At 38.6% G+C, this 15,498-nt stretch carries 17 protein-coding genes; 8 read left to right on the plus strand and 9 right to left on the minus strand.

Features of this window, described 5'->3' with window-relative positions:
- Positions 1-258: a hypothetical protein gene (locus G532_RS0105395; RefSeq protein ID WP_027963876.1), complete on the minus strand. Its 258-nt coding sequence runs from the start codon at positions 256-258 to the stop codon at positions 1-3.
- A gap of 113 nt (positions 259-371) precedes the next feature.
- Between G532_RS0105395 and G532_RS16015 the strand changes: the two genes are divergently transcribed.
- Positions 372-530, plus strand: a complete 159-nt coding sequence (locus G532_RS16015) for a hypothetical protein (RefSeq protein WP_156882541.1) — start codon at positions 372-374, stop codon at positions 528-530.
- Positions 531-545: 15 nt separating this feature from the next.
- On the opposite strand, the gene G532_RS0105405 is transcribed toward G532_RS16015, so the two are convergent.
- A complete protein-coding gene (locus G532_RS0105405; RefSeq protein ID WP_027963877.1) occupies positions 546-839 on the minus strand; it encodes a hypothetical protein in 294 nt (97 codons plus the stop codon).
- 23 nt (positions 840-862) lie between these two features.
- Positions 863-1,063, minus strand: coding sequence for a hypothetical protein (locus G532_RS0105410; RefSeq protein ID WP_027963878.1), 201 nt, complete (start codon positions 1,061-1,063; stop codon positions 863-865).
- Positions 1,064-1,236: 173 nt separating this feature from the next.
- Here G532_RS0105410 and G532_RS0105415 point away from each other — a divergent pair, with 173 nt between their 5' ends.
- From G532_RS0105415 to G532_RS0105425, 3 genes are read left to right on the plus strand one after another with little or no spacing between them, the layout of a single operon-like run.
- Positions 1,237-2,070 carry a gamma-glutamylcyclotransferase family protein gene (locus G532_RS0105415; protein ID WP_035512600.1) on the plus strand — a complete coding sequence of 278 codons (834 nt, stop codon included), beginning with the start codon at positions 1,237-1,239 and terminating at the stop codon, positions 2,068-2,070.
- A 24-nt stretch (positions 2,071-2,094) separates the two neighbouring features.
- Positions 2,095-3,513, plus strand: a complete 1,419-nt coding sequence (locus G532_RS0105420; RefSeq protein ID WP_027963880.1) for a serine hydrolase domain-containing protein — start codon at positions 2,095-2,097, stop codon at positions 3,511-3,513.
- A gap of 20 nt (positions 3,514-3,533) precedes the next feature.
- Positions 3,534-3,875 carry an ASCH domain-containing protein gene (locus tag G532_RS0105425; RefSeq protein ID WP_027963881.1) on the plus strand — a complete coding sequence of 114 codons (342 nt, stop codon included), beginning with the start codon at positions 3,534-3,536 and terminating at the stop codon, positions 3,873-3,875.
- A 267-nt stretch (positions 3,876-4,142) separates the two neighbouring features.
- Here G532_RS0105425 and G532_RS0105435 read toward each other — a convergent pair whose 3' ends face one another.
- The 3 genes from G532_RS0105435 to G532_RS0105445 are packed head-to-tail and all read right to left on the minus strand — an operon-like array spanning position 4,143 to position 5,451.
- The gene (locus G532_RS0105435) at positions 4,143-4,739 is read right to left on the minus strand and encodes a hypothetical protein (protein ID WP_027963883.1); all 597 of its coding nucleotides are present in this window, start codon (positions 4,737-4,739) and stop codon (positions 4,143-4,145) included.
- A gap of 38 nt (positions 4,740-4,777) precedes the next feature.
- Positions 4,778-5,026: a hypothetical protein gene (locus G532_RS0105440; protein WP_027963884.1), complete on the minus strand. Its 249-nt coding sequence runs from the start codon at positions 5,024-5,026 to the stop codon at positions 4,778-4,780.
- A 41-nt stretch (positions 5,027-5,067) separates the two neighbouring features.
- On the minus strand, positions 5,068-5,451 hold the full coding sequence (locus G532_RS0105445) for a hotdog family protein (protein ID WP_027963885.1): 384 nt from the start codon (positions 5,449-5,451) through the stop codon (positions 5,068-5,070).
- Positions 5,452-5,737: 286 nt separating this feature from the next.
- Here G532_RS0105445 and G532_RS0105450 point away from each other — a divergent pair, with 286 nt between their 5' ends.
- Positions 5,738-5,917: a hypothetical protein gene (locus G532_RS0105450; protein WP_027963886.1), complete on the plus strand. Its 180-nt coding sequence runs from the start codon at positions 5,738-5,740 to the stop codon at positions 5,915-5,917.
- A gap of 85 nt (positions 5,918-6,002) precedes the next feature.
- On the opposite strand, the gene G532_RS0105455 is transcribed toward G532_RS0105450, so the two are convergent.
- From G532_RS0105455 to G532_RS0105465, 3 genes are read right to left on the minus strand one after another with little or no spacing between them, the layout of a single operon-like run.
- Complete coding sequence (locus tag G532_RS0105455) at positions 6,003-6,392, minus strand: VOC family protein (RefSeq protein WP_027963887.1); 390 nt, start codon at positions 6,390-6,392, stop codon at positions 6,003-6,005.
- Between the two features lies 1 nt (position 6,393).
- Positions 6,394-6,741, minus strand: a complete 348-nt coding sequence (locus G532_RS0105460) for a hypothetical protein (RefSeq protein ID WP_027963888.1) — start codon at positions 6,739-6,741, stop codon at positions 6,394-6,396.
- A gap of 22 nt (positions 6,742-6,763) precedes the next feature.
- Positions 6,764-7,153, minus strand: coding sequence for a YhjD family protein (locus tag G532_RS0105465; RefSeq protein WP_027963889.1), 390 nt, complete (start codon positions 7,151-7,153; stop codon positions 6,764-6,766).
- A 159-nt stretch (positions 7,154-7,312) separates the two neighbouring features.
- On the opposite strand from G532_RS0105465, the gene G532_RS14825 reads away from it, so the two are divergent.
- Genes G532_RS14825 through addA form a run of 3 tightly spaced genes read left to right on the plus strand, consistent with a single transcriptional unit; the run spans position 7,313 to position 15,211 of the window.
- Positions 7,313-7,960 (plus strand): TVP38/TMEM64 family protein, encoded by a 648-nt coding sequence (locus G532_RS14825; RefSeq protein ID WP_035512601.1) that lies wholly within the window; start codon positions 7,313-7,315, stop codon positions 7,958-7,960.
- Between the two features lie 15 nt (positions 7,961-7,975).
- Positions 7,976-11,473: a helicase-exonuclease AddAB subunit AddB gene (gene addB / locus G532_RS0105475; protein ID WP_027963890.1), complete on the plus strand. Its 3,498-nt coding sequence runs from the start codon at positions 7,976-7,978 to the stop codon at positions 11,471-11,473.
- A complete protein-coding gene (gene addA / locus G532_RS0105480; protein WP_027963891.1) occupies positions 11,474-15,211 on the plus strand; it encodes a helicase-exonuclease AddAB subunit AddA in 3,738 nt (1,245 codons plus the stop codon).
- Positions 15,212-15,498: the final 287 nt, after the last annotated feature.

The following is a 15,498-nucleotide window of genomic DNA, read 5'->3' on the forward strand; positions in this document are numbered from 1 at the left end:
TTACCTCTGATTAGTATCTAATTTTTCACAACCACAATCATATTCTTCAAAATGAAAATCTTTATAGAAGGTGGGGTCAGAAGAATCTTCTTTGGTTGTAGTATACACCCTCACAAGTGGTGCGATATCAATGTCCGCAAATTTCTTTACAAGCAATTCTAATTCTTGGTCAGTGCTAAAAACATACTCATGCATGTCCATAAATAAATCTTCTACTTCACAGATATCGTAGGTAACAGCTATATATTGTTTTCTCATGGTATTTCTCCTTTTTTATATGTACCCTACCTGTTTGCGGAAAGTGGTTAGATAAATGCAATCTTCGGGAAGGGTTATGTAAACAGTTCCTTTTCATAAAGAGAGGTGATTACATGACATTTTTAGGATTTTTATTAGCAGTGGCCGGAATTTTAATGGCTTTATTTTCGTTTATAAACTTAGATGACGCATTTTTACCTTTTGGGATCATGCTAGCTGTCATTGGTCTTGTGTTAATTATTTTAAAAAGTTTTGTATTTAGAAAGTCTTAAAATTTATGTACTTGATTAGACCGCAGCCAATACGAATGGTGAGAGGAGAAGAATAGCTGAAGACATGATTATAATTACTGAAACTTGTTTCGGTAATTTTTCTCTGTTCTTCCCTTTATACCAACCAGAGAACTGTAACTTATTTCTATATAAAACAAATAGAAAACCTAGTAGTGCTAGTGCACCAAGCCATGAATAGGATCCAGATCCTTCGTTCCTTGTATAAATTGAATTTATGATAGACCAACCAATAAAACCAAGGACTCCTATAATAACTAGTATTCGTAGTAATTCCAATATTGTCCGCACATTAAAACCTCCCACTTATAAAATTAGTTCTTTCTTTTTAATTTCATCGACCCAATAAGTAAAAACAAAAATCCTATAGTAGATAACATGACAAGCACTCTTGCGAAAGTTGATTCTTGAGTAAGGAAAACGTAGAGATTTAACAATAAGAAGCTTACGATGATGATTTGAGAAATGATTAGGCTCATGTTTTTTTTTGACTGTGAATTCATACGCTCTTCCATTTGTGTCACTCCTTATAAGATTCCTCTTATGCTACAATGTAATATAATAAATACACCTTAACATATAATGACAAATTGTGAAGGTGAAAGGAAGGTATTATCTGATAGTATATCGAAATAGGGAGAGAGATAAAGATTTATGGACCAGAGATTGATAGGGAGTGTTAGATACGATGGAAACAAAGTACTTATTTGTATATGGCACGCTTCAACGTCATGAGCGTAACCATCATTGGCTGGAAGGTGCGAATATGGTTGCAGAGCAAGCATGGACAAACGGAAAGTTAATTGCTACCGGAAAAGATTTTCCTGGTTTAATAAATGATGAAGAGACCATTGTTTATGGTGAATTGTATGAAGTGGACGAAGAAATTCTAACAAGGATTGATCAATTGGAGGGAAACATTGAGGGGCGTTCGAACTTCTTATATGACCGCTTTGTAGAAGATGTCCGTACAGATTTTGGAACCTTTCAAGCATATGTTCATTCTATTGAAGAGCCTGAGCATGGGTATGAGTTATTAAATACAACTGATTGGAAAGTTGATCAACGATTAAAACAGGGCATACCCTTATATTTTGCCTACGGATCTTGTATGGATCATGAAAGAATAGAATTGGCGGGTATGCTCAATGAATTTCATACAGTTGGACTAGGAATTTTGTCTGGATATGACATGGACTTCACTACCCGTTTAATAGATGGCGGACGGGCAGATATCACGGAAAAGAGTGACTCTCATGTTCAAGGAGTTGTCTATGAAATTAATGAACGATCATTATCTTATTTATACCAACGAGAAGGGGTGGACGCGGGGAAATATCGTCCTGCATATGTAGACGTTGAAATTGATGGTACTACATTTAATGTGCTTACGTTTATTGTAATTAATAAGGAACCGTCTATTTCTCCTCCTGATCATTATATAAATGAAATAGTTCGTGGTGGACAGTCACATGTTTCTGAAGAGTACTTAGAGGATGTTTTGAGGAAAGCTAGAAAGTAAATGTTTTTATAAGGGGTGAAGCTAATGAAGAAAGAGAAATGGATCGAATCATTTGAGGAATTTATAAAACCACGTTTAGAAACGTATCAAGTCCCAGGGCTTGGAATGGGATTAATGAAAAATCGAGAAGTGATTTATCAAAAAGAGTTTGGGTATAAGAATGCGGAGAAAGATGTAGAAGTTACCTCTGATACCATCTTTGGTTTGGCTTCGATTACTAAATCTTTTGTTGCCATGGCGATCTTGCAATTACAGGAACAAGGTAAGCTAAAAGTCGAAGACCCTGTAGTAAACTATTTATCAAATTTTCGAATGCCGAAAGGGGAAGATGCATCAAAGGTGACCTTGCATCATTTATTAACTAATTCATCAGGCTTACCTCCAATGATACATTTATATAGCTCGATGAAAAGTAGCTTTAATAAAGACCCATACGCAGCTCAAGTCTATGAAAATCTGCAAGTAGACCCTGAAGAAGTAAGTGAGATTAATACGTATGAAGAATTAATGGATGCAATTGCGAACACCGATGATCAAGTACTAGGGGCTCCTGGAGAAGTATTCAGTTATTCGAATGAAGGATTTGGATTACTTGGTGCTATTGTTGAACGTGTGAGTGGGCAAGATATAAATACATATATGACGGAACATATATTTAAGCCGATTGGCATGAAGAATACCAGTTTTCATACGGAGCTATTAAACGAACATTCATTAGCGATGTCCTATGCAAGTGAAGATGATGGGGATGATCAACGTGTATTTGCTTCCCCTACTTGGTGGGATGCTCCGGCAATGTTGGGAGCAGGATTTTTGAAGTCAACGGTGGATGACATGCTGCAGTACTCCCAAGTTTATTGTCATGGCGGAATGGCTGAAGAGAATAGAATTTTGGAAGAAAGTAGTATGAATACAATGATGGACACACATATTAGGCGTGACCGAGGAATGTATTATGGTTACGGATTAGTCATCATTCCTGATTATCATGGTCATAAATTGGTTGAACACGGTGGAAGCCTAAAGGCGATCTCTTCTAAACTTGTCATTTTACCTGAAGAGAAAGTGTCGGGAATTACATTAACGAATATGTCTGGATTACCCGCAGAGTTATTTATGTTTGGGGCATTGAATCATTTAATTGGTTTACCGTCTAATCTTCCATTAATAGAACACGAAGATTATGAACTCACGGATCAAGAAATAGAGGAGTATATTGGCGTATACCAGTCTGGTGAAGGTGCTGATATTGAAATTTCTGTTAAAGAAGGAAACCTTTCTTTTACTAATGGTGATAAGGAAGCACCAATTCGAGCAGTTGATCGGGACTATTTAAAAGTGAAACAAAATGAGACGGAAGCAACAGTAGAAATACTCCGTAATCAGGATGGCCAAGTGTATGCTTTAACCAACGGATATAGGGTTGTAAGGAAAGTTAAATAAGAAGGAACGGAGAGATACATTTGAATCATACAATGAGATTGAATGAAAAACCTTATGAGTCTATGAAAACAGGTAGAAAATTTTATGAAGTGCGCTTAAATGATGAAAAGAGAAGACTTGTCGAAGTGGGCGATACGATAGATTTTCTTAAATTACCTGAAGAGAAAGAGAAACTTAAAGTAGAAGTGATTGGCGTTTTGCCTTTTGATACGTTTAAAGATTTGTACGAAAGTCTTCCTGCTTATTCTTTAGATTGCGAGGGAATGGAAGTTGGAGAAATGGTTGAAAACACGTACAAGATTTACACGCCTGAACAAGAAGGCCGCTGGGGTGTGCTTGCGATTGAAGTAAAGCTTGTTTAAATGAAAGTAAAGTCGTCTATTGAGGTTCACTTACCTAATAGACGACTTTTGACTATTCACCGCCTAATTTTTGGAGGTGAATCTTTTCATGTTCTAGCGCAATTTTATCGCGTTCTAATTTTATTTCTTCTAACTTAATTTCTTTTTTGTTTTTTAAATCAATAAGTGTAACGACTAAAAAGCATAGAAAAATCATTCCGATGAATAAAAAAAATAGGTTTCGATCAATTATTCTCCTCTTATATGGAAAATTAAAGATTAATTAAGCTATTCAAATAAAACTTTCACCACATGCATGAGATCATATTGTTCAGCTTCATCCAAGTTGGAGTCCATGTCCTCTAGAAATTCGGAGGAAACACCACTAATACTATTTGATTCGAAAGTATATCCTATTACGACAATAACTTGTTCTTCGCCAGGTGTAATGTCCATATGTCCGTTAGAGGTCATCGTTTGCGCAGCATTAGACCAATCATATTGTTCAGTTTCTGGCTGTTGATCGTAAGTGGTTAGAGAGGCTCCCCCCGTAGATAATACGAAAGATGGAATGTTCGTATCAAATGATTTTTTGTACCCAAATAACACCAAGCCATCTTCCTCTATTTTTCCCCTAAGAAAGGTTTCTTCTTTTTGAAAATCAGCCCCTTCGTACGTTTCAACCCATAAATTGGCTGATGAAAATTTCTCTTCATCTACTATGTATTCGTATCCATATAAGTTATCGAGTGCTGCATTACTTATAGTTTCTTCGCGATCAGATAATTCAATGGGTGTCAGCGTATTTTGATTGGACTCTTGGTTACAACCTCCTAACCACACTATAGAAAATATTATTAAAATTAGTACACGACGATAAGACACGCTCAACAACCTTTCCTACAAATTTATAATCTGTTGAATTAATTTAGTAACCCTTGAATGGAATAGCCAACAGCCATCAAAATAAAAAAGCTAAATGTCATGATAATATTCAGAATGATGTCAGTTTTGGATTTGCCGACATATCCAAGAAGCGCGCCAATTGGATTGATGACAAAAGTCCATAGCGAGTATCCGTAGCCAAAATTATAGATGAAATTCGGGAGCCAAAGCGCAATCCCAATTGCTACACAAGCAAATGCTGTAAGCCGTGTTATTTTTTTAATCATGAAAAACCTCGTTTCAAATAAATAAGAAACTGAATTATTAATTATTCACTTTTTCTAATTATGCCATAACTATTTCCTATCAGTACTTCTTTATTTTTTTGATTTTTGAAACTAGAAATTAACTCAATGCGTTGGAATTTTTCTTCTTCCGAAATATCTACGATGGTTACTTCGCAGGTAATCGTATCGCCTGTGTATACAGGTCTAATGAATTCGTTGGTCATTTTTCGTGCAATATAATTCATCTCTCCACCGATTTTAGTAGCAAGCGTCGCTGTAAGCAGTCCTTGTACCATCAAACGTCCGTGTTCATCAGGTTCTACATGATGAACCCCTTGATCCCCGGAAATTTCCCCAAATTGAATCACTTCATCATTTGTAAATGTTTTTTCTACCGTAAATATTTGATTCATTTTAATATCCATTTATTCATCCTCCTTTGTTCTTTATATGATTTAGAAATTAAATAGACTAAAGGTAAACCAAAAGTTAAGGATCTGGCTGCTGTACTAAGGTAGTATTCGGTGATTTCTTACTCACTTAAAATACTTTCTATATTTTTGACGAAATTCCTGCATAGATCGTTTCATTTACAAAATTTTGTTAGAATGGAAGAGAGATTATTCATTATCTCGCGAAAAACTGAAACAATTTTTGTTCAGGTTCGTCTAATTATCATACATAATAAATTTTTAAAAAAGGAGGATGCTATTGTTTTTTGTTTATGCGAGTTTGGCGACTATAGGGATCATTTTGCTGTTAGTGGGGCTATCGTATCTTGCATATAGATTGATGGATGAGGCGAAGGATTTCTTTGTTTTATTTACGATGATGCTCGGAGCATTTATTTTAGGAATTGCGATTTTTCAAAGTATGACGTTTGTCGGTTGAGAATAGTTTTACATAAGTGAAGTAGTTCAGTGTGGGTTGCAAATTTATTTTGCGTTGCCCATGCTGAACTACTCTTTTTTTATAATTATTTGGAGGGGGCAACGATTTCGACTTTCATTCTATCGGGATCTTCACAATAAACTGCATAATGTTCTGGTCCACCTGCATACGGATGTTGTGTTTCATATAAAATAGGATGCTTTCTTCTTTTTATCTCTTCTGTTAACTGATCAACATGTTTCGTGGAGGTCGCTTGAAAGGCGAGGTGATTTAAGCCGACTCTTTTTCGGTGATAAGGTACATCCAAATACTTTTCCTCAGCTTGGACAAACACTAAATACGTTTGATCCATTTTAAAGCTACGACCATCTTCCCATGATTGATAGGTGGAGTAACCGAGTTCATCTAGTAGCCATCCCCAAAATGCAATCGATTTCTCAAGGTTTGAAACATATATTTCGATATGATGGATCATGTTAAATGCTCACTTCTTGTTGGTAACGAGATTTAGCGTGATCGATAATTTCCATGATTTGCGTATAGTATTTATCCACGCCTTTATTGGTCCAAGCGCGGTCCATCCCACGTTGCAATTCTTTAATCTGAGCGTGTTCTACTGTCGTTAGGACTTCTTCTATCATAGATGGGGTCGTTTCCCCGTAGGTTAAATCGTAATAACGGTTGCGAGCGCGCATCATCATTTTTTCATACCTACTATGCAAGGTTTCAGCTTCTTCTACCGTGGTTGCTTCTTGAAATGCCGCTTCTAATTCCTCTACAATGTCGCGTTCTTCTTGTAATAAATAGTGTTCGAAAAAATTCATATAAATCGCTCCTTTTTTAGTGTTATGCGTGATCTTTTGTCGCTTGTTCTTTTTGATCTATGGTATGAAACATTAATTCGGTTAAAATATGCTCGACCTTTTTTCGAATGGCGGGATTGAAGTAACGTCTTTCTTCCTCATATCCACGGGCAATGAAAATGTAAGTCGAAAAGGTTTCATTTTTCTGGGTGAAAACGACGTCCATCTTTTGATTGTCCATTCGCTTTCGTAAATGCCGCCTTTCTGTACGTGCTTGGTGAATCATTCTTCTTAAGAGCTCGAGGTAAGGTTCTTTTATTTTGAATGGTCCAGATTCGATTTGTTGAATGTCTTTTTCCAAAACGACAATGGCCATCGATAGAAATAAAAAGCGGGAGGCTGTCTGTCCTTCCTCATCTGTTAAGTACTGCATGTGCATCCCTCCACGATTATCGAACGTTTGTTCTATTATATGATAAACTTAAAAAAATAGCAAATCAGAATTAAAAATCATAAAAGTGGGAAAAAATTAGGCAAACCGCAAATTTTCTTATAAAATGAAAGGATAAGTAGAGAGATAGGAGATTAGAGGATGGCACAAGAGGATTCCAATTTAGAGGAACTAGAAGAACTCATATCCGACAACGTGATCGGTGATTCGATAATTAACGTGCTTGAAATTTATGGTAGCTACGGTCCTTTACCAGGGATTGGACTTACCTTTATTGAAGCTTTTTTCCCGATGCTTCCCATTCTCGTGTTTATTATTGCTAACACGATGGTCTATGGATTATTTTTCGGGTTTATTTATTCATGGATTGGAATTACAGCAGGGGCGACGGTAGTGTTTCTACTGGTTCGAAAAATGGAACGTTTCCGGTGGGTTCGAAAAATTAAATACCAAAAGCAAATCCAAAAAGTGACGAATTTCTTTGATCGTCGTGGATTTGGACCTTTATTTTTAATATTAGCGTTTCCATTTGCGCCATCTGCCTTAATTAATATAGTTGCAGCCTTTACTAGGATGACGTTAATACAATTCTTTTTAGCATTGTCACTAGGTAAAGCAATTATGGTGTTTGCCGTTGCCTATGTAGGAGAAAGTATTACCGCGTTTACAGAGAACCCGGTTCGGACAATCATTGTCGGTGTATTAGTAGCGGTTTTTTGGGCGGTTGGAAAAGTGATTGAAAAAAGAATAAAAACTAATTTTAATCGTGAGGAAGAACCAAAAGCTTAAGTGGGAGGGGATTATATGAGCTTACAATTTATTTTAGGGCGTGCAGGGTCAGATGTCAGCGAGTATTGCTTAGAAGAAATTGCTGAACGTTTAACGGATGATCCAGCTGGGCACCCTATTTATTATATTGTACCGGACCAGATGGCATTTCAGCAGGAATATGACTTACTTCAAAAAAGAGATTTGAAAGGATCGATGCGCGCACAGGTGCTTAGCTTTTCTCGTCTTGCTTGGTATATTTTTCAACAAGTGGGTGGAGGAACGAAGCCGATGATCTCTTCAACAGGTATTCAGATGTTACTCCGGAAAATTGCTGAAGAACAACAAGAATCACTTGATGCCTTTCAGAAGGCGGTTGATAAGCAGGGGTTCATTGATCAGTTAGAGGCAATGATAACCGAGTTAAAACGTTACCGAGTGACACCTGAGGCACTTAAAAGTGTCTTATTTGAAATTAGCCAGTTTGAGCATCTTTCTCCAAGTGAGTATGCACTAAAGAAAAAGCTTGAAGATTTACTTTCGATTTATGAAAAGTTGGATGAGGAGTTAAGTGGTCATTTTATCGACCAGGAAGACCAATTAGAGCTATTAGTGGAACAGGTGACGAAGACGGGGGTACTTAAAGGCGCGACCATCTACATTGACGGTTTTTATCGTTTCACCCCTCAAGAATTGTACGTGCTTGAGGCATTTATGGTAGAAGCAGCTGAAGTAAAGCTTGCACTGATTCACGATCCTCAGGTCGACCAAGCAGCAGAATTGGATTTATTTCACCAAACAGCGACTACATGTGAGGCGTTAACCGAGATCGCAAAGGCGCGTGACGTAAAAGTAAAAACAGCTGTAAAGTTATATCCAGATGAGCGACGATTTTCAAAGAATCCAGCATTTCGTCATTTGGAAAAACATTTTGATCAAAAACCAGTTCTCTCATATGAAGAAGATCATGTACCACTGAAGTTAGTGGAAGCTGTTCACCCCCGTGCAGAGGTCGAAGGGGTAGCTCAGGAAATTATCCGGTTGGTCCGGGAAGAAGGTTATCGCTACCGTGACTTAGCGATTTTAATTCGAGAAGAAACTACATACCACGATTTATTGGAAACCATATTCGCGGATTATCATATCCCAGTATTTATTGATGAAAAGAAAACCATGCTTAATCATCCTTTTGTGGAATTAATCCGAACGGGACTAGAAGCGGTGACAACGAACTGGCGGTATGATTCGATTTTCAGATTGTTGAAAACTGGCTTCATTCAACCGACAGATTCTGAGTACCCATTAACCACAGATGCGATTGATACATTAGAGAATTATGTGTTGGAATATGGAATTCGAACGAAGAAACAATGGATCAGTGAGCGTGGTTTTAGTTACCAACGCTTCTTTGGGTTGGAATTTCGTAGTCAAACAGATGAAGAGCTAGAAATTGAACGGCAAATGAATGCGTATCGAAAGCAAGTGGTGGCTGCTTTAGCCGATTTTGACGCAGCGATCAGAGAAGCAAAAACAGTGAAAGAACGGACACAAGCGATTTATACGTGGCTCGAGTCACTAGTGGTTCCAGAGACTTTAGAAGCAATGCGGGATCAGTTTGATGAAAAAGGTCGGGTGGAAACGGCTCGAGAGCAAGATCAGGTTTGGCAGTCGGTTATGCAATTATTTGATGAGATGGTGGATTTGCTAGGCGAAGAAGCATTTTCCTTTGAATTGTTTCGAAAGGTGATCGAAGCTGGGTTTGATACGCTAGAGTTTTCTCATGTACCTCCAACTATTGATCACGTCATCGTAGGAAATGTAGAAAGGTCGCGAGTTTCCAATGTGCGAGTTAGCTTTTTACTTGGCGTAAATGATGGCGTTTATCCAATGAAACCACCAAGTGACGGCTTAGTAACAGATGAGGAACGAACGTTATTAGAGGAAAACGGGATGCAATTGGCTGATCAGGCAGACCGCGTTCTGTTAGACGATCGTTTTTACATGTACTTGGCGTTTACATTAGCGAGTGAGCAAATGTGGGTTAGTTATCCACTTAGTGACGAGGAAGGGAAAAAGAAAATGCCTGCAGCAATGACAAAGCAGCTACAGGCAATTTTCCCAGCTATAGAAAAACAATTATTATTGGATGATGAAGATGCGTATCATCCACTTCGATTCATCACAAACCCGGAGAAATCCCGAGCAATTTTAACTGCAGAATTATCCCGGTACTTAAGAGGGTATCCTGTAGCACCGGTATACTGGGATACACTTCGGTGGTATATGAACCATGAACAAACAGGTGGCACCACGCAACATATTTTGAGAAGTTTATTTTATAAAAATGAACCAGAATCGCTACAAGAGGATACAGCAAGTCAGTTATTTGAAAAAACAGTGAAGTCAAGTGTGTCGCGTTTAGAAACGTACCATCAATGTGCGTATCATTACTTCGCGAAGTATACGTTAGGCTTAAAAGAACGCCAGCAATATCAATTAGAAGCGCCAGATATCGGGCAACTATTCCACGAGTCGTTGCGTTATATAACGGAGTGGGTGTACGAAGAAGGAAAAGCATTTTTCGAACTGACAGAAGAAGAAATTGTAGGTTATGCAAGACGTGCAGTGGAACAACTTGCTCCACTATTACAGCACCGGATTTTATTTAGTTCCAACCGTTATAAATATATCTTGAGAAAACTAGAACAAGTAATTACACGAGCAACTTCAGTCCTTGCAAAACAATCAAAATCATCTCAATTTGCACCTGCAGGGATTGAAATTGGATTCGGTAATAAAGAGAAGTTGCCTCCACTAGCTCTCGATTTACCAAACGGATACAAATTGGAATTGAGTGGGCGTGTCGATCGTGTGGATCAGGCGGAGATTAATGAACAATTATTTTTACGGATTATTGATTATAAATCTAGTAAGAAAGATTTGAGTTTAGTAGATGTTTATTATGGGTTAGCCTTGCAAATGTTGACGTATTTAGATGTAGTATTAGCTAATTCTCAAAACTGGTTAGGGCAGCAAGCAGACCCAGCTGGTGTCCTCTATTTCCACGTGCATAATCCAACGTTGAGCGCTAATGATGTCAAAGGTTTTGAAGATGATGCGATAGAAGAGGCGTTGTTTAAGTCTTACAAGATGAATGGTTTGTTACTGGAAGATCAGCAAGTTGCTCAAGCAATGGATCAATCCGTTGATCAAGGCTCATCTCAAATTGTCCCGTTTGGAGTAAAGAAAGATGGGAGCTTTAATGCCCATTCTAAAACGGTGGATGCGGATTTATTTAAACGGATGAATCAGTATGTGCGTGGTGTTATGCAACGTGCCGGGGGAGAGATAGTTAGCGGGGAAGTGAAGCTAAATCCGATTCAGAAAAAGGAGCATGTTGCTTGTACCTTTTGCCCGTATCGGTCAGTTTGTCAGTTTGATCCAACGTTAGATGAAAATGAATTCAAACGCTTAAAAGATGAAAAAGATGAAGTGATTTTACAACGAATGCTTGCAGGAAAGGAGGATCAATAGATGAAGTGGACACCGGAACAAGAAGCGGCAATTTATGAAGCGGATAAGGACATTTTAGTAGCAGCGGCGGCTGGTTCGGGGAAGACAGCTGTATTAGTCGAGCGGATTATTCAAAAAATGTTACAAGACGAGCAACCGTTTGAGATTGATGAGCTATTGGTGGCTACATTTACAAATGCCGCGGCTCAAGAAATGCGGACTCGTGTTGGACAAGCATTAGAGCGTGCACTGGCAGAAAACCCTGACTCCTCTCATTTGAAAAAGCAAATTGCCTTATTGCAACGTGCAAGTATTTCTACGTTACATGCTTTTTGTATGAATGTCGTAAGGAAATATAGCTACCAACTGGATCTTGACCCAGGATTTCGGATTCTTGATAATGTCGAGTCAGATATGCTAAAGCGAGATGTGATTGAATCAGTTTTCGAGGATTATTATGGACTAGAAGAAACAGAACAGGAACGTTTCTTTCAATTCGTCGACCGTTTTTCCAATGATCGTAATGATGCTCAAGTAGAGGAATTAGTTTTGAGTGTGCATGAGTTTGCCTTACAAAACCCATGGCCGTTCGCTTGGCTGGATCAGCTTGCTGAGGATTATGAAGTGAGTGATGTGGCAACACTCGACGATGTTTCTTGGATGCCTTATGCAAGACTTGATCTTCAAGAAGGAATAGAAGCGGTTATTTTTGACGTGAAACGTGCGCTTGAACTAGCTATGGAAGTAGACGGCCCTGCTCACTATGTCCCGGCAATTGAACAGGACTTGAAACAAATGCAAGAAGTCGATGCAGCACTTGGTAGTCCTTGGGCAGACTTGCATACAATTGCTCAAACGATGACGAAATTTGAAAAGTTATCTGGGAAAAAATTTGAATGTGATGAAGATTTAAAAGAACGCGTGAAAACGATTCGTAACCAATATAAAGAAAGCTATAAAAAGCTTGTCGATCGTTGGTTCAGTCGAAAGGAAGAAAATCTTCTTAATGATTTACGCCATTTAAAGCCACAGGTCGATCAACTCGTCGAAGTGGTGAAAGTGTATCATCACAAGCTTGAACAGGAGAAACGTGCACAAGCTGTAGTTGATTTTTCTGATTTGGAACATTATTGCTTAGAGCTTTTATTAGATGAGGCTGCAACACCGGAGCGAATTGTTCCGTCTGATGTTGCAAAGCAATACCAGCGGCAATTTCGAGAAGTATTGATTGATGAATATCAAGATACAAACAATGTGCAAGAAACGATCTTACGACTGTTAACAGAAGGTAGTAAAGCAGGCGACCTGTTTATGGTTGGAGATGTGAAGCAAAGCATTTACGGTTTCAGACATGCAGAACCAAGCTTATTTATGGAGAAATACAGCCGTTTTCAAGAAGCAGATGAGCCGAGTTTGCGAATTGATTTAGCACGTAACTTCAGAAGCCGAAAAGAAGTGTTGAGTAGTACCAACTATTTATTCCGTCAGTTGCTTGATGAGCAAGTGGGGGAGATGGAGTATGAAGAAGCGGCAGAGTTGATTTATAGCAACACTGTTTATGAACAGCTAACGAGTGAAGATGTAGACACAGAAATCCACCTGTTAGCTCGTGACGAAGAATCTGAAGTACATGGACCACAGACCTTATCTGAGGAGTGGAAATACGTAGAGAAAGCTCAGATCGAAGCAAGGGCCTATGTGAAAAAGATCCAGTCGTGGGTAGGAACCGAAAATGAAGAACCGATGTATATATTTGATAAAGACTTAGATCAAGCACGTCCTGTGAAATATTCTGATATTGTGATTTTAATGCGTTCAAAAGCATGGTTTGGAACGGTCATGGAAGAGTTGAAACAACATGGTATTCCGATTTATGCAGATCTATCAGAAGGATATTTAGAAGCAATTGAAATTCAAGTGATGCTTAATGTCTTAAAAGCAATTGATAATCCAAAACAAGACATACCACTTGCGAGTGTGCTTCGTTCTCCGATTGTTGGTTTGAAAGAAGATCAAATGGCGCGTATTCGATTATATGGAAAAAATGAGTCCTTTCATCAAGCCGTGATGAATTTTATCCGTGAAGGCGATGATGAGCAGTTAGTGGAAACCTTACGCCGCTTCTTCGATCAGTTTGACCAGTGGCGTGAACAGGCGAAGTACGGGGCATTATCCGGACTGATCTGGCAAATATACCGAGAAACAGGTTATTTTGAATTTGTCGGTGGCATTACAGGAGGTAAACAACGCCAAGCAAACTTGCGTGCACTATATGATCGTGCGAGAAGTTATGAGAAGATGGCCTATCGTGGCTTATTCCGGTTTCTGAGATTTATTGAAAAGATGGAAGAACGTGGGGATGACTTGGCAGCCGCAAGAGCATTAGGAGAACAAGAGGATGTCGTCCGTATGATGACTATTCACTCTAGTAAAGGTTTAGAGTTTCCAATTGTTATTTTAGGAGCAGCAGATAAACAGTTTAATGAGATGGATTATAAAAAACGATACTTATTGCATAAAGATTTAGGGTTTGCTGCGAAATATATGGATATAGAAAAACGATTGATGTATCAAACTTTCCCATTCGAAGCGTTAACTGTGAAAATGAAGCGAGAGATGCTTGCAGAAGAAATGCGCGTATTATATGTTGCATTAACTCGAGCAGAAGAAAAATTATGTATAGTTGGAACAGTAAATGATGTGGAGAAACGGATGGAGAAGTGGCGTGCGGTCATTGACCATCCAAGCTGGGTCTTACCTGCCCATGCAAGAACACAACAAGCGAATTATATGAACTGGATCGGCATGTCCCTCATGCGGCACCAGCATGCTGAAGTATTTCACCTTGGTCAGGTTTCGGGTGGCGTTCCTCAGTCGATTCAAGGTGACGAATCTTCTTGGAAAGTAATAATTGAACATGCAGAAAATTATCAAGAACCAAATTATATTACGCAAAAACGAAATGATGATCTATATGAAGCAATTACAAACTGGACACCTGAACCACTTGAGGAAGAAGGGGATCAATATCCACTTGTAGATGAAAGGTTAACATTTTCTTATCCTTATCAAGTAAGTACGGTGAGTCGGGCGAAGCAAACTGTTACAGAACTTAAACGGATGAGACAAGTAGAAGATGAATACAGCGCAACCGACTTCGTTTGGAAACAAAAGGGTAGTTCGTTAAGTCGGCCACGCTTTATGCAACAAGATGTAAAAGAACTAACACGTGCCGAAATCGGAAGTGCCATGCATACCGTGATGCAGCATATTGATTTTCAAGTCGAATGGACCAAAGAAAAGCTAGGAGAATTTTTAGCAGGGCTTGAGGAAAAAGAGATGATTACTGATCAAGAAGCGGAAGCCGTAGACTATGAAAAAATTCTAGCCTTTTTAGATAGTTCTTTAGGTCAATTATTGAGAAAGACGGATCAATTAGAGCGAGAAGTTCCATTTACGATGCAATTGAACGCTTCAGACATCTATCCACAATGGACACAAGAAGTAGATGAAGCAGTGTTAATACAGGGTGTAATCGACTGTTTAGTAGAAGTTGATGGTAAATGGTACGTAATTGATTACAAAACAGATACGATTGTAGATGGCGCTAATGAAGCAACAAAACGACAAGAGCTACAAGAACGATACCGCGTACAGGTTGAAAACTACAAACATGCAGTAGAATCCATAAGGCGAATCGAATTAGAGGGAGTATTTTTATATTTCTTTGATCGCGGTTGGATTGTGGAGATCGACTGATGTGGGTTACAGAGAATATATCAACTGCTAACAAAATATATCAGCGGTCGTGAAGAGATATCAGCTGTTAACAGGAAATATCAGCGGTCGTGAAGAGATATCAGCTGTTAACAGATTATATCAGCGGTCATGAAGAGATATCAGCCGTTAACAGAATATATCAACGGTCATGAAGAGATATCAGCCGTTAACAGGAGATATCAGCGGTCGTGAAGAGATATCAGCCGTTAACAGAATATATCAACGGTCATGAAGAGATATCAGCCGTTAACAGGGTATATCAGCGG

Origin of the sequence: Halalkalibacillus halophilus DSM 18494 (genome assembly GCF_000423105.1) — a bacterium.
Taxonomy (GTDB): Bacteria; Bacillota; Bacilli; order Bacillales; family Alkalibacillaceae; genus Halalkalibacillus; species Halalkalibacillus halophilus.

Coding starts and splice junctions, on each gene's coding strand:
- G532_RS0105395 (WP_027963876.1), bottom strand. CDS start 258: ATGAGAAAACAATATATAGCTGTTACCTACGATATCTGTGAAGTAGAA.
- G532_RS16015 (WP_156882541.1), top strand. CDS start 372: ATGACATTTTTAGGATTTTTATTAGCAGTGGCCGGAATTTTAATGGCT.
- G532_RS0105410 (WP_027963878.1), bottom strand. CDS start 1,063: ATGGAAGAGCGTATGAATTCACAGTCAAAAAAAAACATGAGCCTAATC.
- G532_RS0105415 (WP_035512600.1), top strand. CDS start 1,237: ATGGAAACAAAGTACTTATTTGTATATGGCACGCTTCAACGTCATGAG.
- G532_RS0105420 (WP_027963880.1), top strand. CDS start 2,095: ATGAAGAAAGAGAAATGGATCGAATCATTTGAGGAATTTATAAAACCA.
- G532_RS0105440 (WP_027963884.1), bottom strand. CDS start 5,026: ATGATTAAAAAAATAACACGGCTTACAGCATTTGCTTGTGTAGCAATT.
- G532_RS0105445 (WP_027963885.1), bottom strand. CDS start 5,451: ATGGATATTAAAATGAATCAAATATTTACGGTAGAAAAAACATTTACA.
- G532_RS0105455 (WP_027963887.1), bottom strand. CDS start 6,392: ATGATCCATCATATCGAAATATATGTTTCAAACCTTGAGAAATCGATT.
- G532_RS0105460 (WP_027963888.1), bottom strand. CDS start 6,741: ATGAATTTTTTCGAACACTATTTATTACAAGAAGAACGCGACATTGTA.
- G532_RS0105465 (WP_027963889.1), bottom strand. CDS start 7,153: ATGCAGTACTTAACAGATGAGGAAGGACAGACAGCCTCCCGCTTTTTA.
- G532_RS14825 (WP_035512601.1), top strand. CDS start 7,313: ATGGCACAAGAGGATTCCAATTTAGAGGAACTAGAAGAACTCATATCC.
- addB (WP_027963890.1), top strand. CDS start 7,976: ATGAGCTTACAATTTATTTTAGGGCGTGCAGGGTCAGATGTCAGCGAG.
- addA (WP_027963891.1), top strand. CDS start 11,474: ATGAAGTGGACACCGGAACAAGAAGCGGCAATTTATGAAGCGGATAAG.